Annotated in this window: 20 protein-coding genes; 12 read left to right on the forward strand and 8 right to left on the reverse strand. The window is 73.6% G+C overall.

What is annotated here, in order from left to right; translation table 11 throughout:
* The first annotated feature begins 460 nt into the window (after window positions 1-460).
* From ABGB16_RS08440 to ABGB16_RS08460, 5 genes are all read left to right on the forward strand, one after another.
* Window positions 461-3001, forward strand: coding sequence for a malectin domain-containing carbohydrate-binding protein (locus ABGB16_RS08440; RefSeq protein ID WP_347667410.1), 2541 nt, complete (start codon window positions 461-463; stop codon window positions 2999-3001).
* 249 nt (window positions 3002-3250) lie between these two features.
* Window positions 3251-3784, forward strand: a complete 534-nt coding sequence (locus tag ABGB16_RS08445) for a hypothetical protein (protein WP_347667411.1) — start codon at window positions 3251-3253, stop codon at window positions 3782-3784.
* 75 nt (window positions 3785-3859) lie between these two features.
* Window positions 3860-4699, forward strand: a complete 840-nt coding sequence (locus ABGB16_RS08450) for a DUF4097 family beta strand repeat-containing protein (RefSeq protein ID WP_347667412.1) — start codon at window positions 3860-3862, stop codon at window positions 4697-4699.
* 28 nt (window positions 4700-4727) lie between these two features.
* Window positions 4728-5675: an ATP-binding cassette domain-containing protein gene (locus ABGB16_RS08455; protein WP_347667413.1), complete on the forward strand. Its 948-nt coding sequence runs from the start codon at window positions 4728-4730 to the stop codon at window positions 5673-5675.
* A 7-nt stretch (window positions 5676-5682) separates the two neighbouring features.
* Window positions 5683-6516 carry an ABC transporter permease gene (locus ABGB16_RS08460; RefSeq protein WP_347667414.1) on the forward strand — a complete coding sequence of 278 codons (834 nt, stop codon included), beginning with the start codon at window positions 5683-5685 and terminating at the stop codon, window positions 6514-6516.
* Between the two features lie 125 nt (window positions 6517-6641).
* On the opposite strand, the gene ABGB16_RS08465 is transcribed toward ABGB16_RS08460, so the two are convergent.
* The 3 genes from ABGB16_RS08465 to ABGB16_RS08475 form a co-directional block, all read right to left on the reverse strand.
* Window positions 6642-8744, reverse strand: coding sequence for a 3-hydroxyacyl-CoA dehydrogenase NAD-binding domain-containing protein (locus tag ABGB16_RS08465; RefSeq protein WP_347667415.1), 2103 nt, complete (start codon window positions 8742-8744; stop codon window positions 6642-6644).
* Window positions 8741-9961, reverse strand: coding sequence for a thiolase family protein (locus ABGB16_RS08470; protein WP_347667416.1), 1221 nt, complete (start codon window positions 9959-9961; stop codon window positions 8741-8743). Before ABGB16_RS08470 ends, ABGB16_RS08465 begins: the two co-directional genes overlap by 4 nt.
* A gap of 220 nt (window positions 9962-10181) precedes the next feature.
* On the reverse strand, window positions 10182-11513 hold the full coding sequence (locus ABGB16_RS08475) for a ribonuclease D (protein WP_347667417.1): 1332 nt from the start codon (window positions 11511-11513) through the stop codon (window positions 10182-10184).
* Window positions 11514-11948: 435 nt separating this feature from the next.
* On the opposite strand from ABGB16_RS08475, the gene ABGB16_RS08480 reads away from it, so the two are divergent.
* Entirely contained in the window at window positions 11949-13310 is a 1362-nt protein-coding gene (locus ABGB16_RS08480; protein WP_347667418.1) for a trypsin-like peptidase domain-containing protein, read from the forward strand.
* A gap of 76 nt (window positions 13311-13386) precedes the next feature.
* On the forward strand, window positions 13387-14259 hold the full coding sequence (locus tag ABGB16_RS08485) for a hypothetical protein (RefSeq protein ID WP_347667419.1): 873 nt from the start codon (window positions 13387-13389) through the stop codon (window positions 14257-14259).
* Between the two features lie 121 nt (window positions 14260-14380).
* On the opposite strand, the gene ABGB16_RS08490 is transcribed toward ABGB16_RS08485, so the two are convergent.
* Window positions 14381-14953 (reverse strand): DUF3000 domain-containing protein, encoded by a 573-nt coding sequence (locus ABGB16_RS08490; RefSeq protein WP_347667420.1) that lies wholly within the window; start codon window positions 14951-14953, stop codon window positions 14381-14383.
* A 134-nt stretch (window positions 14954-15087) separates the two neighbouring features.
* Between ABGB16_RS08490 and hemE the strand changes: the two genes are divergently transcribed.
* From hemE to hemQ, 3 genes are read left to right on the forward strand one after another with little or no spacing between them, the layout of a single operon-like run.
* Window positions 15088-16179 (forward strand): uroporphyrinogen decarboxylase, encoded by a 1092-nt coding sequence (gene hemE, locus ABGB16_RS08495; protein ID WP_347667421.1) that lies wholly within the window; start codon window positions 15088-15090, stop codon window positions 16177-16179.
* A gap of 11 nt (window positions 16180-16190) precedes the next feature.
* Window positions 16191-17600 (forward strand): protoporphyrinogen oxidase, encoded by a 1410-nt coding sequence (gene hemG, locus ABGB16_RS08500; RefSeq protein ID WP_347667516.1) that lies wholly within the window; start codon window positions 16191-16193, stop codon window positions 17598-17600.
* A complete protein-coding gene (gene hemQ, locus ABGB16_RS08505) occupies window positions 17597-18298 on the forward strand; it encodes a hydrogen peroxide-dependent heme synthase (RefSeq protein ID WP_347667422.1) in 702 nt (233 codons plus the stop codon). The genes hemG and hemQ overlap by 4 nt, the downstream gene beginning before the upstream one ends.
* A gap of 95 nt (window positions 18299-18393) precedes the next feature.
* Here the strand turns inward: hemQ and ABGB16_RS08510 are convergent, their stop codons facing one another.
* The 3 genes from ABGB16_RS08510 to msrB form a co-directional block, all read right to left on the reverse strand.
* Entirely contained in the window at window positions 18394-18849 is a 456-nt protein-coding gene (locus tag ABGB16_RS08510; RefSeq protein WP_347667423.1) for a GNAT family N-acetyltransferase, read from the reverse strand.
* 53 nt (window positions 18850-18902) lie between these two features.
* Window positions 18903-19163: a Prokaryotic metallothionein gene (locus ABGB16_RS08515; protein ID WP_347667424.1), complete on the reverse strand. Its 261-nt coding sequence runs from the start codon at window positions 19161-19163 to the stop codon at window positions 18903-18905.
* Between the two features lie 195 nt (window positions 19164-19358).
* Window positions 19359-19769 (reverse strand): peptide-methionine (R)-S-oxide reductase MsrB, encoded by a 411-nt coding sequence (gene msrB / locus ABGB16_RS08520; protein WP_347667425.1) that lies wholly within the window; start codon window positions 19767-19769, stop codon window positions 19359-19361.
* Window positions 19770-19816: 47 nt separating this feature from the next.
* Between msrB and ligD the strand changes: the two genes are divergently transcribed.
* Entirely contained in the window at window positions 19817-20842 is a 1026-nt protein-coding gene (gene ligD, locus ABGB16_RS08525; protein ID WP_347667426.1) for a non-homologous end-joining DNA ligase, read from the forward strand.
* Window positions 20843-21325: 483 nt separating this feature from the next.
* Here the strand turns inward: ligD and ABGB16_RS08530 are convergent, their stop codons facing one another.
* Window positions 21326-21514: a hypothetical protein gene (locus ABGB16_RS08530; protein WP_347667427.1), complete on the reverse strand. Its 189-nt coding sequence runs from the start codon at window positions 21512-21514 to the stop codon at window positions 21326-21328.
* A gap of 417 nt (window positions 21515-21931) precedes the next feature.
* Here ABGB16_RS08530 and ABGB16_RS08535 point away from each other — a divergent pair, with 417 nt between their 5' ends.
* Entirely contained in the window at window positions 21932-22669 is a 738-nt protein-coding gene (locus tag ABGB16_RS08535; RefSeq protein WP_347667428.1) for a GntR family transcriptional regulator, read from the forward strand.
* The last annotated feature ends 88 nt before the right edge of the window (window positions 22670-22757 follow it).

Below are 22757 nucleotides of genomic sequence, written 5' to 3' on the forward strand. Positions count from 1 at the left end.
AGCAGTTCCGGGCGGTCGCGACCAGGTACGACAAGCGCGACTACATGTACCAGGCCACCGTCGACATCGCCACGATGAAGATCTGGCTACGCGACCTCACCCAAGATCGACGAGACACGGCCTAGGCCCTGCCACCCACGCCGAACCACGACGGCGGACACGATGGACCGGTGGTCTCCGGCCGCCTCGCCGGTGCGGCATCGGCGCTCGGCTTTTCGTGTGCTCGCGGTGGCCGACCGGCCCGGCCGGCGCCGGGCGGTCCGAGCGGGAGTCGGGTGCTCGGGCGGGGCCGTCGCGTGGGGCGGGCAGAAAGGGCCGTCGCGGGGTGGACGCCGGCTGCGTCGTCGGCCAAGGTGTGTGATGGCACCGTGTACGCACGGTGCGCGCCCCGGCCGGTCGGTGCCCACGCCGTCCGGGTGGGGCCGCTTCTCCGTGTCCGCATCCGTCCCGGGAGTTGCCCGTGACCCATCCCTCGGCCCTGCTCCGCCGCACGTTGGCGGGGCTCACCGCGGTTGCCGTGACCGCCGTCGGCCTCGCCGTCGCGCCGGCGGCGCACGCCGCGCCCGACCACGACACGGTGGTCTCCGCCGTCCCGTCCGCCGCGTCGCCGAACATCATGGACGGCACGGTCTTCGCCATCCACGACGCCGGCACGAAGATCATCGCCGCCGGTTCGTTCACCAGGGTGCGTAACCGCGGCTCCGACGTGGACATCACCCGCAACCACGTGCTCGCCTTCGACAAGGCCACCGGCACCGTCGACACCGCGTTCGCGCCGGCCGTCGACGGCGAGGTGTACGACGTGGAGGCCGGCCCGACCGCCGGCACCGTCTACCTGGCCGGCAAGTTCAACACTGTCAACGGGATCACCCGGCGCAAGGTGGCGGTGGTCGACGTCGCGACCGGCGCCACGGTCACCAGCTTCGCGGGGCCGGCGTTCAACGGCCTGGTCAACGACGTCGCCGTGGCCGGCAACCGGCTGCTGGTGGGCGGCATCTTCACCACGGCCGGCAACGCCAACCCGCGCGGCGGGCTCGCGTCGCTCAACGCCGGCACCGGCGCGCTCGACGGCTACCTCACCACCTCGCTCACCGAGAACCACAACTGGGACGGGGTCAGTGGCGCCAAGGCCGGCGTCGGCGCCGACAAGCTGGCGCTCTCCCCGGACGGCACCCAGCTCGTGGTGATCGGCAACTTCCGCAAGGCCGACGGGGTGGTGCACGACCAGATCGTGCGCCTCGACCTCGGGGCGACGGCGGCCACCGTCGCCGACTGGAACACCAGCCGGTACACCCCGCGCTGCTCGTACTGGGCGTACGACTCGTACGTGCGGGACGTGGCCTTCGCCCCGGACGGCAGCTACTTCGTGCTGGTCACCACCGGCGCGGCGCACGGCGGGACGCTGTGCGACACCGCCGCCCGCTGGGAGGCCGCCGCCACCGGCGACGGGCAGGAGCCCACCTGGGTGAACTTCTCCGGCGGCGACACCTTCCTCTCCGTCGGGATCAGCGAGCAGGCCGTCTACGTCGGCGGGCACCTGCGCTGGGTCAACAACAGCTTCGGCTCGGACGCCGCGCAGGCCGGCGCGATCGGCCGGGCCAGCATCGCCGCGCTCGACCCGCGCAACGGGCTGCCGCTGTCCTGGAACCCGGGCCGGCACCCGCGCGGCTACGGCGTGGCCGAGCTGCTGGTCACCCCGGAGGGCATCTGGCTCGGCTCGGACCAGTCCTGGATCGGCAACTTCCGGTACCGGCGGGAGCGGATCGCGTTCTTCCCGCTGACCGGCGGTGCCGCCCCGCACCCGACCACCACCGCCGGCCTGCCCGGCACCGTGTACCGGGCCGGCGTGCCGGCGCCCACGAACGTGCTGTACCGGGTCAACGCGGGCGGCCCGGCGGTCCTCGCCGCCGACAACGGGCCCGACTGGAGCGCCGACGACGGCGGCAACCCCAGCCCGTACCACAACACGGGCAGCAGCACGGCCGGGTTCGCCGCGGTCGGCAGCCTGGACGCCACGGTGCCGGCCGGCACCCCGGCCGCGCTGTACAGCGACGAGCGGTACGACGGCGGCGGCGCCCCGGAGATGCAGTGGGACTTCCCCGTCCCAGCCGGCACCGAGGTCCAGGTGCGCCTCTACCTGGCCAACCGGTACGACGGCACGGCCGCACCCGGCGCCCGGGTGTTCGACGTGACGCTGGACGGCACGCTGGTGCTCGACAACCTGGACCTGTCCGCGAGCGTGGGCCACAACGCCGGCACCATGCGGTCGTTCACGATCGTCAGCGACGGCACCGTCGACATCGACTTCGGGCACGTCGTGGAGAACCCGCTCGTCGACGCGATCGAGCTCGTCAAGACCGGCCCGCCGCCGGCCGGCACCGGCAACGAGGTGCAGGCCCGGTCGTACGACGGGGCTGCCACCGTCGGCGCGCCGGTCGACGTGGCCAACCCCGACGGCACCGCCTGGTCCACGGCCAGGGGCGGGTTCTGGGTCGGCGGCACCCTGTTCTACGGGATGAACGGGGCGCTGTGGCGGCGCACCTTCGACGGGTCCACGTTCGGCACGCCGAGCCTCGTCGACCCGTACCACGACGCGTACTGGGACACGGTGGTGACCGACTCCGGCCCGGAGGGCCAGACGTACGCCGGGTCCACGGTCAACTTCTACCCCGAGATCCCCAACGTCACCGGCATGTTCTACACCGCCGGTCGGCTCTACTACACGCTCGCCGGCCAGAGCGGGCTGTTCTGGCGCTGGTTCACCCCGGACAGCGGCGCGGTCGGCGCCGAGCGGTTCACCGTCGCGGGGGTCACCGGCTTCACCGACAGCGGGGGCGTCTTCCTCGCCGGCGGCACCCTCTACCGGGTCAGCCGCTCGACCGGGGCGCTCGCCTCGACCGCCTGGTCCGGCGGCGCGCCCACCGGCACGTTCACCACGGTCAGCGGCCCCGCCGTCGACGGGGTGGACTGGCGGGCCAAGGCGGTCTTCGTCGGCCCGTGACACCCCGCCCGGCAGGTTTCCGGCCCGGTCCCGCGTCCGCGGGGCCGGGCCGGCGCCTTGTCGGCGTACGCCGCAAGCGCCACCGCACCGGGCAGCTGACCCGAACGCGCCCACCCGGACGGCGTTGATCCACTCCGCGTCGGCGGCATGGGGGCATTCCGGCGCCCGGACGCCGCCATGTCGCCGACATGGCACGCAATTGAGCCAACGTGGCTTGTCTGTGTGCCATGCGTGTGCCACCATGGTGCCATGGACCTGACCCCCTATGTGAGCAACCTCGGACGTGAGGTCGCCACGCTTGCCGAGGCCGGCGGTGAAGAGGCGCGTGCGCTGGTCGAGCGCCTGACCGGCTCGCTCGAGTCGGCGATCCGGATGACGCTGCTGGACGCGCTGTCGGCCGCCGCCGACGAGATCACCCGGGATCTGGCTCCGGGTTCGGTGGAGCTGCGCCTGCGCGGCCGCGATCCGAACTTCGTCGTGACCCCGCCACCCGCCGAGCCGCTCGGGCCCGCGGCCGGGGAGGCCGCGGTGACGGTGTCCGGCGCGCCGGACAGCGATCTGCTGATCGCCGAGGACAGCCCCGCCGCCCGGATCAACGTACGCATGCCCGAGCAGCTCAAGGCCGCGATCGAGGACGCCGCGGCCAAGGAGGGGCGCTCGGTCAACGCCTGGCTGGTCCGGGCGGCCGCCGCCGGCCTGCAGCGGTCCGACCGCGATCAGCGTCCCGAGCCACGCGGCAGCGGGAAACGCACCCAGCAGCGCTTCACCGGCTGGGTGCGCTGACCGCACCGCACCGTTCCGCACACCACGTCCCCGACCTGCGGGGACGACTCACCCACCCAGGATGCGGGGACAACCATGCCCAGTTACGAGACGCCCGAACCGATCTCCGTCACGCTCGAACTCGGTGTCGGCAACGTGCGGATCGCCGCGAGCGACCGCACCGACACCGTCGTCGAGGTCCGGCCGAGCGACGAAACCGACGAGTCCGACGTGCAGGCCGCCGCGGAGGTCCGGGTCGACTGCACCAACGGCACACTCCAGGTCACCGGCCCGAAGCGCACTTTCGACTTCTCCAAGAAGAGCAGGTCGGTGAACGTTTCCATCGAACTGCCCAGCGGTTCCCAACTGTCCGCTCACCTGCAGATGGGCGACATCCACTGCGCTGGCCGGCTCGGTGAGTGCCGACTCAAGACCACCGGCAACGTCCGGCTCGGACGAACCGGCCCGCTGCGACTGCACACGGGGATCGGTCACGTCACCGTCGACGGCGTCACGGGCAACGCCGAGATCTCCACCGGCTCCGGCAGGATCGAGATCGGCGAGGTCGACGGCGCTGTGGTGGTCAAGAACTCCAACGGCGACACCACGATCGACGCGGTCAGCGGCGACGTGCGGGTGCGCAACGCCAACGGCGCCATCGCCGTCGAGCGGGCCGGCGCCGGCGTCGACGCGAAGACGTCCAACGGCGGCATCCGCCTCGGCGAGGTGGTCCGCGGCTCGATCGTCCTCGGCACCGCCATGGGCGACCTGGACCTCGGCATCGCCGAGGGCACCGCCGCCTGGCTCGACGTCAACACCGGATTCGGGCACGTACACAACCTGCTGGAGCACACCACCCGGCCCGACGAGACCGACCAGACCGTCGAGGTACGCGGCCGCACCTCCTACGGCGACATCACCATCCACCGCTCCTGATCGACTTCGGGCCCCGGAGAGGAGAACCATGACCAGCACGCAATCCCGGCCGGCGATCGCCGCGACCGGGCTACGGAAATCGTTCGGCGACCAGGTCGTGCTCGACGGTCTCGAGCTGAACGTGCCACGGGGAACGGTCTTCTCGCTGCTCGGCGCGAACGGCGCCGGGAAGACCACCACGGTCAGGATCCTGTCCACGTTGATCAGCGCCGACGCCGGTGACGTCCAGGTCGCCGGGCACGACCTCGCCCGCGAACCGGACGCGGTGCGCGCCGCGATCGGCGTCACCGGTCAGTTCTCCGCGGTGGACAACCTGCTCACCGGCGAGGAGAACCTGCTGCTGATGGCGGATCTGCACCACCTCGCCCGACGCGAAGGCCGGCGGCGCGTCGCCCGGCTGCTCGAACAGTTCGACCTGACCGAGGCGGCCCGGAAGCCGGCATCGACCTACTCCGGGGGCATGCGGCGGCGGCTCGACCTGGCGATGACCCAGGTCGGCAACCCGCAAGTGATCTTCCTCGACGAGCCGACCACCGGACTGGACCCGCGCAGCCGCCGGACCATGTGGCAGATCGTCCGGGACCTGGTGGCCGACGGCGTCACCATCTTCCTGACCACGCAGTACCTGGAGGAGGCCGACGAGTTGGCCGACCGGATCGCGGTCCTCGACCACGGTCGGGTGGTCGCCGAGGGAACCGCGGAGGAACTGAAGCGCCGTGTCCCCGGTGGGCACGTTCGTCTGCGGTTCGCCGACCCGCAGGGCCTCGACGCGGCCATGCGCGTGCTGGGTCAGGCCGCACGCGACAACGACGCGCTCGCCCTGCGGGTGCCCAACGACGGCAGCCTGCGCTCGCTGAAGACCCTGATCAGCCGGCTCGACGACCGGGCCATCGAGGTTGAGGAGCTGTCCGTGCTCACCCCCGATCTCGACGACGTCTTCCTCGCCCTCACCGGCGACTCCACCCCGGGAAGGTGACCATCCGATGAGCACCCACACCCTCACCGGCCCGGCGTCGGCGAGCCTCCGTTTCCACCCGCTACGCGACTCGGCGACCATGCTGCGCCGTAACCTCAGGCGCATGCTGCGGTACCCGTCGATGACCGTGACGCTCGTCGGGATGCCCGTCGTCTTCCTGCTGCTGTTCGTCTACGTGTTCGGCGGCACGCTGGGCGCCGGGCTCGGCGGGCCGGCGCACGGCGGTGCGGCCGGCGGACGCGCCGAGTACGCCAACTACGTGGCGCCCGCGATCATCCTGATGACCGTGACCGCCACGGTCCAGGGGACCGCGATCTCGATCGCCATGGACATGACCGAAGGCATCATCTCCCGGTTCCGCACCATGCACATCGCCCGCGTCTCGGTGCTGACCGGACACGTCCTGGGCAGCATGATCCAGGCCGTGTCCAGCCTGGCGATCGTGATCGGCGTGGCGCTGCTGATCGGCTTCCGGCCCACCGCCGGGCCGGGCGCGTGGCTGGCCACGGCCGGTTTCCTGATGGCGGTGACCTTCGCCCTCGTCTGGTTGTCCGTCGCGCTCGGTCAGGTGAGCGGGAGCGTCGAGACCGCGAGCAACCTGCCGATGCCGCTCGTTCTGCTGCCGTTCCTCGGCAGTGGGTTCGTCCCCACCGACTCCATGCCGGCCGGTCTGCGCTGGTTCGCCGAGCACCAGCCGTTCACGCCGATCATCGAAACCCTGCGCGGCCTGCTGATGGACGAGCCGATCGGGAACAACGCGTGGGTCGCCCTCGCCTGGTGCGCCGCCATCGCGCTGGGCGGATACCTCTGGTCGAAACGGCTGTTCAACCGCGAGTCCTGACCCAACGTCCGTGGCTCTCCGCGCGGATTCCCGGGAAGTGTGGCTACGCGACAGGGTGTCGCCCCACTTCCCGGGAGTGCGGCCCACCCGTCCGGCCGTCCGGCGGCGGAGGGACGGGGGGCGCCTCAGGCGGGCAGGCTGGCCACCCCGGCCGGCAGGAACCGCCGGCCGGTGACCCGCTCGCTGGTGCCCGTCCGGTCCAGGTACGGCGTGACGCCGCCCAGGTGGAACGGCCAGCCGGCGCCGAGGATCATGCACAGGTCGATGTCCTGCGCCTCGGCGACGACGCCCTCGTCGAGCATCAGCCGGATCTCCTGCGCCAGCGCGTCGAGCGCGTTCTGCCGCACCTGCTCGGCGGTCAGCGGCTGGTCGCCGACCACCAGCAGCTTCGCCACCTCGGGATTGATCTCGTCGTCGACCACGATCGGCTGGCCGGAGTCGGCGATCCGCCTGAGGTTCTCGCTGACGCCGAACCGGTCCGGGAACGCGGCGTGCAGGGTGCCGCCCACGTGGTACGCCACCGCCGGGCCGACGAGCTGGAGCAGGGCGAGCGGCCGCATCGGCAGGCCCAGCGGGTCCAGCGCGCTGTCCGCGACCTCCAGCGGGGTGCCGGCGTCGACCGCGGCGAAGACGGTGCCGAGGAAGCGGGTCAGCAGCCGGTTCACCACGAACGCGGGCGCGTCCTTCACCAGCACGGACGACTTCCTCAGCTGCTTGCCGACCGCGAACGCGGTGGCCAGCGTGGCATCGTCGGTCCGCTCGCCCCGGACGATCTCCAGCAGCGGCAGGACGGCGACCGGGTTGAAGAAGTGGAAGCCGACCACCCGCTCCGGGTGTTCCAGCTCGGCCGCCATCGCGGTGACCGACAGGCTGGAGGTGTTCGTCGCGAGCACCGCCTCCGGGAAGACGATCTTCTCCAGCTCGGCCCAGACCTGCTTCTTGACGTTCAGGTCCTCGAACACGGCCTCGATGACGAAGTCACAGTCAGCGAACGAAGTGAGCTGGCCCGGCGTCGACGCGGCGAAGGCCGCTGCCTTTGGGGAGCCGCTGATCAGGCCGTACAGCTTGGCCGCCGTGCCCTTGTCCATCCGGCCCTTGGAGACCTGCTTCTCGATCTGGGTGTGCACGTAGCCGACGCCCTTGTCGACCCGGGCCTGGTCCAGGTCCGTCATGACCACCGGCACCTCAAGGCGGCGGGCGAACAGCAGCGCGAGCTGGCTGGCCATCAGGCCGGCGCCGACGATGCCGACCTTGGTGACCGGGCGGGCCAGGTCCCTGTCCGGCGCGCCGGCCGGCCGCTTGGCCCGCCGCTGCACCAGGTCGAACGCGTACAGGCCGCTGCGCAGCTCCTCGGAGAAGACCAGGTCCGCCAGGGCCTCGTCCTCGGCGGCGGTGCCGGCCGCGAAGTCCGCGTCCTTCGCGGTGTCCAGCAGGTCCAGCGCCCGGTACGCGGCCGGGACCGCACCGTGCAGCCGCTGGTCCAGCGTCTGCCGGGCGAAGTAGAGCACGCCCGCCCACATGTCCCGGTCGACCTCGGGCCGGGTCACCGTGATCTCGCCGCGGACCACGCCGGCGGCCCACTCCAGGGACCGCTCCAGGAAGTCCGCCGGCTCCAGCAGCACGTCCGCGATGCCCAGCTCGGCGGCCTGCTTCGGCTTGAGCATCCGGTTCTGCATCAGCGGGTTCTGGATGATCACCTGGGTCGCGGCGGGGATGCCGATCAGGTTCGGCAGCAGCTGGGTGCCGCCCCAGCCCGGGACGAGGCCGAGGGAGACCTCGGGCAGCGCGAGCGCGGTGGCCCCGCCGGACAGCGTCCGGTAGTGGCAGTGCAGCGCCAGCTCCAGGCCGCCGCCCATCGCCGCGCCGTTGACGAAGGCGAACGTCGGGACGGGGCTGTCCTTCAGCCGCGCGAAGACCCGGTGGCCGAGCCGGCCGATCTCCAGCGCCTGCTCCCGGTCGGCGAGCTGCGGCAGGCTGGTGATGTCCGCGCCCACACAGAAGATGTACGGCTTGCCGGTGACCGCGACGAACGCCGGGTCCCCCGCCAGGGCGGCGGTGATCGCCTCGTCCAGGCTGGCCAGGCCGCCCGGGCCGAAGGTGTTCGGCTTGGTGTGGTCGAAGCCGTTGTCGAGGGTGATCAGGGCGGCCGGGCGGTCGAGCCCCGGCACGTTCACCTGGCGCAGCAGCGCCTTCGTGACCACCTCGTTCGGTGCCGCGAGCGTGCTCACTTGTTGCCCTCCCGCTGAGCCGGCTTGCTGGACTCCGTCCAGTGGGGGTTCTCCCAGATCACGGAGCCGCCCATGCCGATGCCGACGCACATGGCGGTGAGGCCGTAGCGGACCTCGGGGTGCTCGGCGAACTGCCGGGCGAGCTGGGTCATCAGCCGCACCCCGGAGGAGGCGAGCGGGTGCCCGATGGCGATCGCGCCGCCCCACGGGTTGACCCGCGGGTCGTCGTCGGCGATGCCGAAGTGGTCGAGGAAGGCGAGCACCTGCACGGCGAACGCCTCGTTCAGCTCGAACAGGCCGATGTCGTCGATGGTCAGGCCGGCGATGCGCAGCGCCTTCTGGGTCGACGGGATCGGGCCGACGCCCATCACCTCGGGCTCGACGCCGACGAAGCCGTACGAGACCAGCCGCATGGCCACCGGGAGGCCCAGCTCGCGGGCGGTGGACTCGGCGGCGATCAGGCTGGCGGTCGCGCCGTCGTTCAGGCCGGCCGCGTTGCCCGCGGTGACCCGGCCGTGCGGGCGGAACGGGGTCTTCAGGGTGGCGAGCTTCTCCATCGAGGTGTCGCGGGGCGCCTCGTCCGCCGTGGCCAGGCCCCAGCCGCCGTCGGCGTCGCGGGTGGCCACCGACACCAGGTCGCCCTGGAGCTTGCCGTTGGCGTACGCCTTCGCGGTCTTCTGCTGCGAGGCGAGCGCGAACGCGTCCGCGCGCTCCTTGGTGACGTGCGGGACGCGGTCGTGCAGGTTCTCCGCGGTGGCGCCCATGACCAGGGCGGACGGGTCGACCAGCTTCTCGGCGACGATGCGCGGGTTCGGGTCGACGCCCTCACCCATGGGGTGCCGGCCCATGTGCTCGACGCCGCCGGCGATCGCCACGTCGTACGCGCCCACGGCGATGCCGCTGGCCACGGTCGTGACGGCGGTCATCGCGCCGGCGCACATCCGGTCGATGGCCAGGCCGGGCACCGTTTTGGGCAGGCCGGCCAGCAGGGCGGCGGTGCGGCCGATGGTGAGGCCCTGGTCGCCGATCTGGGTGGTGGCGGCGATGGCGACCTCCTCGACCCGCTCCGGCGGCAGTTGCGGGTTGCGGCGCAGCAGCTCGCGGATGCAGCGGATCACGAGGTCGTCGGCGCGGGTGTTGGCGTACATGCCACCCGCCTTGCCGAACGGGGTGCGGACGCCGTCGACGAAGACGACATCCCGGACTTCACGGGGCACTGGAGCCTCCTTTTCGACCACGATTCGGTCGCGCGCCGACAGGCGGCGCCACGGACCGAACGACGGTCGCCGGCACGGGCGTGGTCCCTCGGATGCTACTCGTCAGTAACCAGTGCCGGCACCCGCCCCGGTGTGGCCCACCCCACACCGCCGGCCGCGCCGTCGATCATGGGGTTGGCGGCCGGTTCGCGCTCCGAAACGGCCGCCAACCCCATGATCATCAGTTGGCTGGGGGTGCGGGGGGCAGGAGGGCCGGGGTCAGCTCCGGGAGCAGGAGGGTCAGCTGCCACTCGCGGGCGCCGAAGCCGCGCAGCGTCTCGGCGACGGTGTCCTCGGTGATCTCGTCCGGCGGCGTCCAGGCGAGGCGGCGGATCGAGTCCGGCGCGATCAGGTTCTCCGGCGGCAGCGTGTGCGCCGCGGCGATCCGGATCACCACCTCCCGGCACCGGGCCAGCCGGCCGGCGGCCACCGGGTCCCGCTCCGCCCACCGGTGCGGCGGGGGCGGCCCCTCCACCGCGGGGGCGACCGGCAGCGCGTCGTCCGGCAGTTGCCGGGCGTCGTCCAGCGCCGCCAGCCACGTACGGGCCAGCCGGCGCACCGAACGGCCGCCGAACCCGGGCAGGGTGAGCAGGGTCTTCTCGTCCTTCGGGTCCAGTTCGGCCGCCGCGACGATCGCCGAGTCCGGCAGCACCCGGCCCGGGGCGGCGTCGCGGCGGGCGGCGATCTGGTCCCGCGCGTACCAGAGGGAGCGGACCCGGGCCTGGGCCCGGGCGCCGCGCACCCGGTGGATGCCGGAGGTGCGCCGCCAGGGCTCCGCGCGGACCCGGGGCGGGCGCGCGCCGGCGCGGATCGACGCGGCGAACTCCTCCGCCGCCCACGCCGACTTGCCCTGCCGGGCCAGCTCCAAGTCGAGGGCGTCGCGCAGGTCGACCAGCAGCTCCACGTCGAGCGCGGCGTAGGTGAGCCAGGACTCCGGCAGCGGTCGGCTCGACCAGTCCGCCGCCGAGTGGTGCTTCTCGAGGCTGAACCCGAGTAGCTGCTCGGTCAGCGCGGCCAAGCCGACCCGCTCGAATCCAGCCAGCCGAGCGGCCAGTTCCGTGTCGAAGAGGCGCCGCGGGCGCAGCCCCAGCTCGGCCAGGCAGGGCAGATCCTGGCTCGCGGCGTGCAGCACCCACTCGGCGTCGGCGATCGCCGCGTCGAGGGTGCTGAGGTCGGGCAGCGGGAGCGGGTCGATCAGCACGGTGCCGGCGCCGGCGCGGCGCAACTGCACCAGGTACGCGCGCTGGCTGTAGCGGTACCCCGAGGCGCGCTCGGCGTCCAGGGCGACAGGGCCGGTGCCGGCCGCGAAACGGGCGACGACCTCGGCGAGCTCGGCCTCGGTGGCCACCGGCTGAGGGGTGCCCTCGCGGGGGGCGGTCAGCGGCACGGGCGCGCCGCCGGTCGGTTCGGGCCCCGCGCCCGGCGGCTCCGGCGCGGCCGACGGGGTGTGGCGCGGCTCGTCTCCCGTTCGGCTCTCGGCGGCCCGACGGCGCAGGGGTGGTTCGTCGGTCACCTGACAACCCTAGTGCGCGGGGCCGACAGGCGCGTGCAGCCGGGTACGGCCGTGTCGGCGCCGCGGACTTGACGCGGCATGGCAGGGTCGGACATCGGGGGAGACAAAGCGCGTTCGTGCCGGTACGTTCCTTCGGGCCGTCGTCCGGAGATCGCACCGGCGGCGGCGCGATGCACCGGGGCGGCTACGGGGAGGGCGTTGGCCATGACGACGGCTGGATACGGTCCGACGGGCGGGGGGCAGGTCCCCGGCGACGGGTCAGGCTGGCGCGACCCGGTCGCTCCCGCGACTTCCGAGCCTCCTGCCGCTTCCGCCCCTCCAGCGGCTTCGGGCGCTGCCGCCGGTTCCGCCGCTGCTCCTGCTGCCCCCGCCGGTTCGGGCGCTCCCGGCGAGGCCCGGGACGCCGGCACCCGCCCCGGCCCGCTGCCGCCGCGGATGGAGCCCCCGCGCGGGGCGGCCCCGTACCCGCCGCCGGCCGTCCCCGGCCAGGCGGCCGTGCCGGCGCAGGCGGCGGTCCCCGGCCAGTGGGGCGGCGGCTCGACCCCCGCCGGCTGGCCCGCCCCCGGGCAACGCCCCGCCGCGCCCGCCGCGCCCGCCGCGCCCGCCGCGCCCGTCGCGCCGCCGGTCGCCGGTTCGCCGCACCCGCAGCCCGCGCCGGGCGCTTCGGCGTACCCGCAGGCGTCGCCGGCCGCCGCGGCGTTCCCGCAGCAGGCCACGCCGGTCGGCCCAGCGTTCCCGCAGGCGTCGCCGGTCGGCCCAGCGTTCCCGCAGGCGTCGCCGGGCGGGCCGTCGGCTCCGCAGGCGTCGCCGGGCGGCCCGTCGCTCCCGCAGTCCGCGCCGGGCGGGCCGTCGATTCCGCAGGCGCCGCCGGTGGTCGGCCCCGCGCACCCGCACACCCCGGGCGCGACCGGGGCGGCGTATCCGCAGGCCGGGGCATCCCCGGTCCCCGGGCCGGCCTGGCCCGCCCCGACGGCCGGCGCCCCCGCCCCGGCCGGCACGCCCGGCCCGGCCACCCCCGTCAGGGGGCGGGCGCTCACCCTGGTCGCCCTCGGGCTGGCCGTCGTCCTGGCCGTGGCGGCCGGGGTGCAGGCGTACCAGATCAACCGGCTCTCCGACCGGCTCGCCGACACGAACCAGCGGCTGACCGCGACGCAGGACGGCGACAACACCCGGTTCGACGGCCTGGACCAGCGCACGCAGGCGCTGGAGAAGCAGGCCGGCGCCCAGTTCAACCCGGAGGCGGTCGCCAGCGCGGTGCTGCCCAGCGTGTTCCGGGTTCGGGCCGGGCAGTTCACCGGCACCGCGTTCGCGGTCGGCAAGCCGGCCGCCGGCGGCGGGGCCAACCTGTTCACGAACTTCCACGTCGTCGAGGCGGTCTGGAACGGCGGCGGCCGGGAGGTCTTCCTGGAGCGCACGGACCAGCGCTTCCCGGCCACCATCGTCAAGGTCGACAAGGAGAACGACATCGCGCACCTGCGCACGACCGGGCGGTTCACCGGCCTCGTGACGGCGGCCACCCCGGTCAAGTCCGGGCAGCAGATCGTCGTCGTGGGCGCCCCGCTCGGCCTGGAGGACAGCGTCACCACCGGCGTGGTCAGCGCCTTCCGTGACGCCGACGCGGGCTCCGGGCCGGTCATCCAGTTCGACGCCCCGATCAACCCCGGCAACTCCGGCGGCCCCGTCATCAACGGCCAGAAGCAGGTGGTCGGGATCGCCACCGCCAAGGCCCGCGACGCCGAGGGCATCGGCCTCGCCGTACCCATCAAGGTCGCCTGCGACGGCTTCCGGATCTGCTGACCGCCGCCGCCCTCGTACCAACCGGTCCGTCGGCCTCGCCCGGCAGTCGGGCCAGCCAACTGGAGGAAGAAGAGACATGACCCAGCCACCGACCGGGCCGGGGGGCCAGTACCCGCCGCCCGGCGGCGCCGGCTACGGCGCCGGCCAGCCCGTGCCCCAGCAGTACGGCCCGACCGGTCAGCCGAACGAGCCCACCCGCCAGTTCACCCCCGGCCAGTACGGGGCGCCGCAGCCGACCGAGCCGACGCAGCAGATGCCGCAGTATCCGGGCCCTCGGCCGGGTCAGCCGGCCGCGCCGCCGGCCCCGCCCACCGCCCCGCTGTCGGTTCCGCCCGCTCCGCAGTCGGCCCCGCCGGCACCGGCCTTCGGCCAGCAGCCCCAGTCGGCCCCGCCGTTCGGGCAGCCGGTCTCCACGCCCCCGGTCTCCGGGCCCGGGTACCCCCAGCAGATGTCGGTGCCCCCGGCCTTCGGCCAGCCGATGTCCGGCCCGCCCGGCTCCGCGCCGCCCTACGGCGCGCCCGCCCCCGCCGGGGGCAAGGGCGGACGCACCGCCCTCGTCCTGGGCCTGGTGGCCGGGCTGCTCTTCGTCCTCGGCGGGGTGATGACCGGCCTCTACGTGACCAAGAGCAGCGAGCTGGACCGTACCGAGAAGCGGCTGACCGCCCAGGTCGGCGAGCGGGACGGGACGATCGCGGCGAACAAGACCGAGATCGAGAAGCTGAAGGCCGACCTGCAGAGCGTGCGGGACAAGCTGGCCGACACCGAGCAGGACCTCACCGGCACCCGCAACGACCGGGACGAGCAGGCCCGGCAGAAGAAGGTCATCGCGACCTGCCTGGACAAGCTCACCTCGGCGCTGGCCGCCGCGGCGGCGAACAACAAGGCCGCGTACGACAGGGCCACCCAGGGCATGAACAAGGTCTGCGACGAGGCCGAGAACTACCTCTGACGGGTACGCCCGTACCGCGGGTCGCGCCACGGACACCGTTCCGGCGGCGCGGCCCGCGCTGGTCTGTCAGGCCGCGCCGGCCGGTGCTCTGGTCAGACTCCGCCGGCCCGCGGTGCTCTGGTCAGGCCGCGCCGGCCGGGCGGTGTTCCGGCAGCGCGGTCACCCCGGGCGGCGGCAGCCCCGCCGTCGAGGACAGCAGCGCGCACCAGGCGAGCAGGTGCGGGGTCAGGTCCTCGCCGAGCGGCGTCCAGGAGGCCCGGATCTCGATGTCGCCCGCCGTGGGCGGGCCGGCCAGGTCGCCGAAGCGGGTCGACATGGTCTGGGTGACCGTGCCGCCGATCGCCCGGTGCCGGGCGTCCTGCCCGTCGAGCGCGTCCGTCAGCCACGTCCAGCCGACCCCGGGCAGCAGCGGGTCGGCGGCCAGGTCGACCTCCAGCTCCGCCGTCACGTAGGTGACCAGCCGCAGGGTGCCCTGCCACGCCTCGTGCCCGGCCGGGTCGTGCAGCAGGATGAGCCGCCCGGTGGCCACCTCGTCGCCGTCGCGCAGCACGCTCGCGGCGAGCGCGAAGGCGTACGGCGCGAGCCGCTGCGGCGCGCCGACCTCCTCCAGGATGATCTCCGATCGGGGCGCGGCCGACCGGAGCCCGGCGACCGCGCGGGCGAAGGTCTCCGGGAGCGCGATCGGGGGGGCCATGTCGGGCAGCCTATGCCGCCCGCGCGCCGGTCGCCGGAAACGGCGCGCCGACGTCCGGCCCGCCCGCCCGGTACGCGTCACAAAAGGTGACGGGGGTGGGGGAGCGGGCCGGGTGGCGTGGCACGATTGCCGCGATGACCACCGACACCACGGGCACTGCCGCCCGAGACGGAGAATCCCGCCGCGGCGGGCCGGCCGACTCCCCGTTCGTCCGGGCCTGTCGGCGCCAGCAGACCACGCACACCCCGGTCTGGTTCATGCGCCAGGCCGGCCGGTCGCTGCCGGAGTACCGCGAGATCCGGGCGAACGTGGGGATGCTCGACTCCTGCCGCCGCCCCGACCTGGTGGCCGAGATCACCCTCCAACCGGTTCGCCGGCACGGGGTCGACGCGGCGATCCTGTTCAGCGACATCGTGATCCCGGTGGCCGCCGCCGGGGTGGACCTGGACATCGTCGCGGGCACCGGGCCGGTGGTGGCCGAGCCCGTGCGCACCCTCGCCGACGTCGAGCGGATCCGCCCGATCACCCGCGACGACGTCTCCTACGTGGACGAGGCGGTGCGGCTGCTCGTCGCCGAGCTGGGCGACACCCCGCTGATCGGCTTCGCCGGCGCGCCCTTCACCCTGGCCAGTTACCTGGTCGAGGGCGGGCCGTCGCGGACCCACGCGAAGACCAAGGCCCTGATGCACGGCGAGCCGGAGCTGTGGCACGCGCTCTGCGCCCGGCTGGCCGAGGTGACCCTCGCCTTCCTGCGGGTGCAGATCGACGCCGGGGTGTCCGCGGTGCAGCTCTTCGACTCCTGGGCCGGCGCGCTCTCCGAGGCCGACTACCGGCGGTACGTCCTGCCGCACTCGACGGTCGTGCTGTCCGGGCTGGCCGACGCGGGGGTGCCCCGCATCCACTTCGGGGTGGGCACCGCCGAGCTGCTCGGCGCGATGGGCGAGGCCGGCGCCGACGTGGTCGGCGTGGACTGGCGTACGCCGCTGGACGTGGCGACCCGCCGGATCGGCCCGGACAAGGCCGTGCAGGGCAATCTCGACCCGTCCGTGCTGCTCGCCCCGTGGCCGGTGGTGGAGGCCGAGGTGCGCAGGATCCTCGACCAGGGCCGGGCGGCCCCGGGCCACGTGTTCAACCTCGGCCACGGCGTGCTGCCGGAGACCGACCCTGACGTGTTGACCCGGGTGGTCGCCCTGGTGCACGAGGTGTCCGCGCGCCGGGCCGGGTGATCCGAGTGACCGTGCGGAAGCCGTGGCGGGTGGCGGTGGTCGGCGGCGGGATCGCCGGCCTGGCCGCCGCGGTCCGGCTGCGCGACCGCGCCCCCGCCGGCACCGAGATCACCGTGTACGAGCAGTCCGGCGCCCTCGGCGGCAAGCTGCGCACCGGGGCCCTCGCGGGCCGGCAGGTGGAGTTCGGCGCGGAGTCGTTCCTGATGCGCGACCCGGCCGGCGGGGAGTCCGCCGCCGTGGCCCTGGTGCGCCGGCTCGGGCTGGCCGGCGACGTGGTGCACCCCAGCGTCGGGCAGGCCGCGCTCGCCGTCGACGGCGGGCTGCGCCCGATCCCCGGCGGGACGCTGGTGGGCGTACCCGGGGATCTGGACAAGGTGGCGGCGGTCGCCGAGCCGGCCGCGGACGCCGACCGCGACGAGGGCCGGCCGCTGCTCGCCCCCGGGGCGGACGTCGCCGTCGGGGCGCTGGTCCGGGCCCGGTTCGGCGACCAGGTCGTCGACCGGCTGGTCGACCCGATGCTCGGCGGCGTGTACGCGGGCCGGGCCGACGGCCTGTCCCTGGCCACCACCATGCCGGCGCTGGCCCGCGCGGCCCGGGTGGAGCACACCCTCGTCGGCGCGGTACGGGCGGCGCAGGCCGCCGCGCCCCGCGCCCCCGGCGCGCCGGTCTTCGGGACCCTCGCCGGTGGGCTGGGCCGGCTGGTCGAGGCCGCGGCCACGGTCAGCGGGGCGACGATCCGCCGGGACGCGGCCGTGCGCGAGCTGACCCCGACCGGCGCCGGCTGGCGGCTGACCGTCGGCCCGACCCGCGACCCGGAGCTGGTCGACGCCGACGCGGTGCTGCTGGCCGTGCCGGCCCGCCCGGCCGCCCGACTGCTCGCCGCGGTCGCGCCCGGGGCCGCCGCCACGGTCGGCGGGCTGGACTACGCCGGCGTCGCGCTGGTCACCCTGGCCCTGCCCGAGCCGGACCTGCCGGCGTTGTCCGGGTTCCTGGTGCCGGCCACCGAGGGGCTGCTGGTCAAGGCGTCGACGTTCTTCACCACGAAGTGGGGGCACCTGGCCCGGCCGGACGGGCTCGCCCTGGTTCGCGCCTCGGTCGGCCGGTACGGCGAGGAGACATCGCTGCAGCTCACCGACGCCGACCTGGTCGCCACCGTGCACCGGGAGCTGTCCACGGTGCTGGGCGTCGCGCTGCCCGCCCCCGTCGCGAGCCACGTCCAGCGCTGGGGCGGCGCGCTTCCGCAGTACGCCCCGGGGCACCTCGACCGGGTGGCCGCCGTCCGGGCGGCGCTGCGCGGCGCGCACCCCACCCTCGCGCTGGCCGGCGCCGGCTACGACGGCGTCGGCATCCCGGCCTGCGTCCGCTCCGGCGAGACCGCGGCCGAAGAGATCATCACGGCACTGGGAGGATCGGCACCATGACCGAGCAGACCAACGCGGCCCGGCTGCGCGAGCTGAACGCGAGCATCCGCTACACCATGTGGTCGGTGTACCGGGCCACGGGCCCGCTCCCGTCGCTGCGCGACAACGTCACCGGCGAGGTCGAGGCGCTGTTCGAGGAGTTGGCCGGCAAGGACGTGACGATCCGCGGCACGTACGACGTCGCCGGGCTGCGCGCCGACGCCGACCTGATGATCTGGTGGCACTCCTCGTCCAGCGACGCCCTCCAGGACGCGTACCTGCGGTTCCGCCGGACCACGCTGGGCCGGGCGATGACCCCGGTCTGGTCGCAGATGGCCCTGCACCGGCCGGCGGAGTTCAACAAGAGCCACATCCCGGCGTTCCTCGCCGGCGAGGAGGCCCGCCCGTACCTGTGCGTCTACCCGTTCGTCCGCTCGTACGAGTGGTACCTGCTGCCGGACGCCGAGCGGCGCGAGCTGCTGGCCGAGCACGGCCGGCTGGCCCGCGGCTACCCCGACGTGCGGGCCAACACGGTGGCCTCGTTCGCCCTCGGCGACTACGAGTGGATGCTGGCCTTCGAGGCCGACGAGCTGCACCGGATCGTCGACCTGATGCGCGACCTGCGGGCCTCCGGCGCGCGCCGGCACGTCCGGGAGGAGATCCCGTTCTACACGGGCCGCCGCCGCCCGATCGCCGACATCGTCACCTGCCTGCCGTGACCGGAGCCTGACTAGGGGCCTGTCCTGCCGGCGGTGGCCCTGGTCGCGGTGGCCCTGGCCGCCCCGGCCCCGGCCCTGGCGGGCGCCGGGGGCGGTCAGCCGGCGGCGGGCTCCCGGCGCATCGGGGTGTGCGGGATGCCGTCCTCGACGTACTCCGGCCCGCTGACCGTGAACCCGTGCCGGGCGTAGAACGCGACCAGGTGCGACTGCGCCTCCAGCACGCACGGCCGGTCGCCCACCACGGCCAGCGCCTCGGCCATCAGCCGGCCCGCGTACCCGCCGCGCCGGGCCCGCGGCGCCACCACCACCCGCCCGATCCGCGTCACGCCGCCCGGGTCGGCGAGGATCCGCAGGTACGCCACGACGTCGCCGTCCCGGGTCAGCCAGAGGTGCCGGGTGCCCGGCTCGACGTCCCGCCCGTCGAGTTCCGGGTACGGGCACGCCTGCTCGACCACGAACACGTCGATGCGCAGCCTCAGCAGGTTGTGAAAGGTGCGGGCGTCCAGCTCGGCGAACGAGGCGATCCGGGTCACGAGGGTCTGCGCGGGCACCCGGCGATGGTAGCCGGGGAGGCGCCCCTCTCACCCGTCGGCGGGCTCCCTGCTCAGGCGGGGCGGGCGCCGACCGCGTCGCGGATCTCCGCGCCCTGCTGGCCCGCCTTCGCCCTGGCGCAGTGGGCGCAGCAGAAGAAGCGCCCGGAGACCTCCACGCCGTGGCCGAGGATCTTGACCTGGCAGTGCTCGCAGATCGGCGCCAGCCGGTGCGCCGCGCACTCCAGGCTGTCGAAGGTGTGCACGTCGCCGCTGACCGTCCGTACCTCGAACGCCATCCAGTAGTCGTTGCCGCAGACCTCGCACGTCGCCATGGCCGGACCCCCGTAGAGAAGGACAGTTTCTCTGCCCAGCGTGCGACAACGTCGCGGCCTGGGCGGCGGAAACGGCCGGATCCGGCCGCCTGCGGCGGCGCGTCGCAGCCGGCGTGTCGCCGGGTCGATCGAGGATTTTGGTACGAAACGGCCCACTGAGGGCCGTTTCGTACCCAGATCGCCGGGTGTCGTAGCTCAGCCCTGCGTCGGCTCCAGCCGGATGGAGACCGAGTTGACGCAGTGCCGGGTGTTCTTCGGGGTGAAGCCCTCACCGCGGAAGACGTGGCCGAGGTGGCTGTCGCAGCGGGCGCAGCGGATCTCGGTGCGCCGCATGCCGTGGCTGTTGTCCTCGATCTCCTTCACCGTGCCCGGGATGGTGTCGTCGAAGCTCGGCCAGCCGCAGTGGGAGTCGAACTTCGTGTCGCTGCGGTACAGCTCGAGCCCGCAGGCCCGGCAGTGGTAGACGCCGGGCGTCTTCGTGTTGACGTACTCGCCCGTCCACGGGCGCTCGGTGCCCGCCTGGCGCAACACCCGGAACTCCTCCGGGCTCAGCCGGACCCGCCACTCTTCCTCGGTGCGGGGCAGTTCGCTCTCGTCAAGACTCACCCGACAACCGTACGACGAGTGTCGGCGGGGTGGAATATGGTCGCGGGATGGGTGGTACGACGAAGGCCGCGGCCGAGATCGAGGTGGCCGGGCACACCGTGCGGCTGACCAGCCCGGATCGGGTGATCTTCCCCGAGCGGGGCTTCACGAAGGCGGACGTCTTCAACTACTACCTGGCGGTCGGCGACGGGATCATGCGGGCCCTGCGGGACCGCCCGACCACGCTGCAACGCTTCCCCGAGGGCATCGGCGGGGAGATGTTCTTCCAGAAGCGGGTGCCGAGCCGGGGCGTGCCGCCGTGGGTGCGTACGGCCCGGATCAGCTTCCCCAGCGGCCGTACGGCCGACGAGCTGTGCCCGGCCGACCTCGCCCACGTGGCCTGGGCCGCGCAGATGGGCACCGTCGTGTTCCACCCCTGGCCCGTCCGCGCCGCCGACGTCGACCGCCCCGACGAGCTGCGCATCGACCTCGACCCGCAGCCCGGCACGGACTTCGTCGACGCGGTGGCCGCCGCCGGCGAGGTGCGTGCCCTGCTCGACGAGCTGGGCGCGACCGGCTGGCCGAAGACGTCCGGCGGCCGGGGCGTGCACGTCTACCTGCGCATCCAGCCACGGTGGACGTTCGTCGAGGTGCGCCGCGCCACCATCGCGCTCGCCCGGGAGTTGGAGCGCCGCCGCCCGGAACTGGTCACCACCGCCTGGTGGAAGGAACAGCGGGGCGCCCGGGTCTTCGTCGACTACAACCAGATGGCCCGCGACCGGACGATCGCGTGCGCGTACTCGCTGCGCGCCAACGCCAAGGCCACCGTCTCCACCCCCGTCACGTGGGACGAGCTGTCCGACGTCGACCCGGACGACCTGCACCTGGGCAGCGTGCCGGCCCGGCTGGCCGAGCGGGGCGACCCGCACGCCGGCATCGACGACACCCCGTGGGACATCACCCCGCTGCTGGAGTGGGCCGACCGGGACGCCACCGGCGGCGCGGGCGACCTGCCGTACCCGCCGGAGTACCCGAAGATGCCGGGCGAGCCGAAGCGGGTGCAACCGAGCCGCGCGAAGCGCCCCACCAGCTAACACGCCGGCCTGTCGGACCCGGACGGGGGTGGCATAGCGCTGACTCGCCCGTTGATCTGCCGGGCATGTCGCCGCCCCAACTCTCTGACCTCGTTGCATCGTTCCGACGATCGTTGCGCGCCACCGGCAAGGCCGCGCGCACCCAGATCCTTCACGGACAGTCGATCCGGTCTTTCTGCGACTGGCTCACCGCCCAGGGCCGACCCACCACACTCGGCCAGCTCAACCGCCACTCGATCTCGGTGTGGCTGGCCGACCTCAGCCACAGGGGCCGCATCGGTATGTGTGGACGTAAGGCCCGGCCCTGGCACCCGTGCATCGGGGAGATGCTCGGCGGGCCCATCGTGCGGACATGACTTTCCGACCCCTTGCCAGGTGTTGATCGACATTGAGTGGAGTGGGAAGCATTGGCTGAACCTGGTGACAGACTCAAGTCGCCCCTACGGGGAACTGGGTGAACGGGGCGCGACGCACGCGCGTATGTCAGATGAGGCGCCGGGAGCGACGCAGGGCCAGCTTCGCCAACCGATAGGTGTCGATCCTGAGCTGGGCGCCGGCCAGTCGAGGACAGCCGTCGTCGGTGCACTTGAAGCAGGTGTTCCGGGTGTGGAACTCGATGCAGTAGCTCGCCAGGATCACCGAGAACGGCGCCTCCTGTCGTTCGGGCGTCATTGCCGTCCCCTGCCTCTGTGTCGCTGTCCTCGGGTGAGCAGAGGCGCTTGTTGGTACTCCATCGTGGGCTCGCTTGCCCAGTAGGTCCCGCTTCGCCGCTGAGGCCGGACAGGGCCCGGGCTGCGTGCGGCGTAAGCCCGGTGTGGCCGGAGTAGACGGTCGCGGGTCGGCAGGTCGGTTCCGGTGGAGTCTTTCGGCGACGGAATGGCCACAGTCTCATGGAGTTTCTCCAGGCTTGGACGGATGCGGGGACTCCGCCGCCGGTCGCTGGTTGCAGACCGGAGTTGACCGGTGACGGAGTCACCTCAAAGTTAGTGCACTAACTCGCAAGGGGCAATGGCTCCCGCAAAGATTTGATGCACTAACTCGGGTGTGGTCGACTGGGCAGCGCAGACCGGAAAGGAGGGCAGGTTCGCCATGCCCGAAACCCCCGCGTACCTGCGCATCGTCGCAGAGCTACGCGCCCAGATCACCGACGGAACGCTCGCCCCGGGAGCCAAACTCCCCACCGAGGCGCAGCTACGCCAGCGTTTCGACGTGTCGACCACCGTCGTCAAGAACGCCCTGGGCATCCTGCAGAGTGAAGGGCTCATTGAGGGCCGGCGCGGCTCCGGCAATTACGTCCGTGAGGTGCGGCGCATCACCCGCAATGTCATGGCCCGCGCGTTTCGCACCCGGTCTCCGTTCGCCGAAGACGCGGAGCAGGCCGGAACGCGGCCGACGTGGGAACACGACAGCCAGCACACCCGCGCCGACCGTGCCGTAGCCGCCCGTCTGGGCATCGAGCCAGGTGACCCGGTCATGTGCACCCGCTACCGGTTCTTCGCCGACGGGGAGCCGGTGCAGTTGTCGGTGTCGTGGGAGCCGCTGGCGGTCACCGGGGGCACGGACGTTGAGTGGCCGGAGGATGGGGCAGCAGTTGGCGTGGTACCCCGCATGGACCGCATCGGGGTCCGCATCGACGAGTTCGAGGAACGGGTGACCTCCCGGCCGGCGACGGGGGAGGAGATCGAGGCTCTGAACTTGTCGCCACGTGGCGCGTACGTGCTGGTGGTGGCCCGGACGTACCTGGCCGGGGGAGCGCCCGTGGAGACGGCGGACATTGTGTTCCCGGGGCACAGGTACGAGTTCGTCTACCGGGTGCCGGTGGACTGACATGTCCCCGCCTTGTCGGCGGCATGGCGGCATCCCGGCTGTCCGGATGGCCCTATGTCGGCGACACGGAGTGGATCAGGCCGCCCGG

The sequence above is a fragment of the Micromonospora sp. B11E3 genome (genome assembly GCF_039871625.1).
Taxonomy (GTDB): Bacteria; Actinomycetota; Actinomycetes; order Mycobacteriales; family Micromonosporaceae; genus Micromonospora.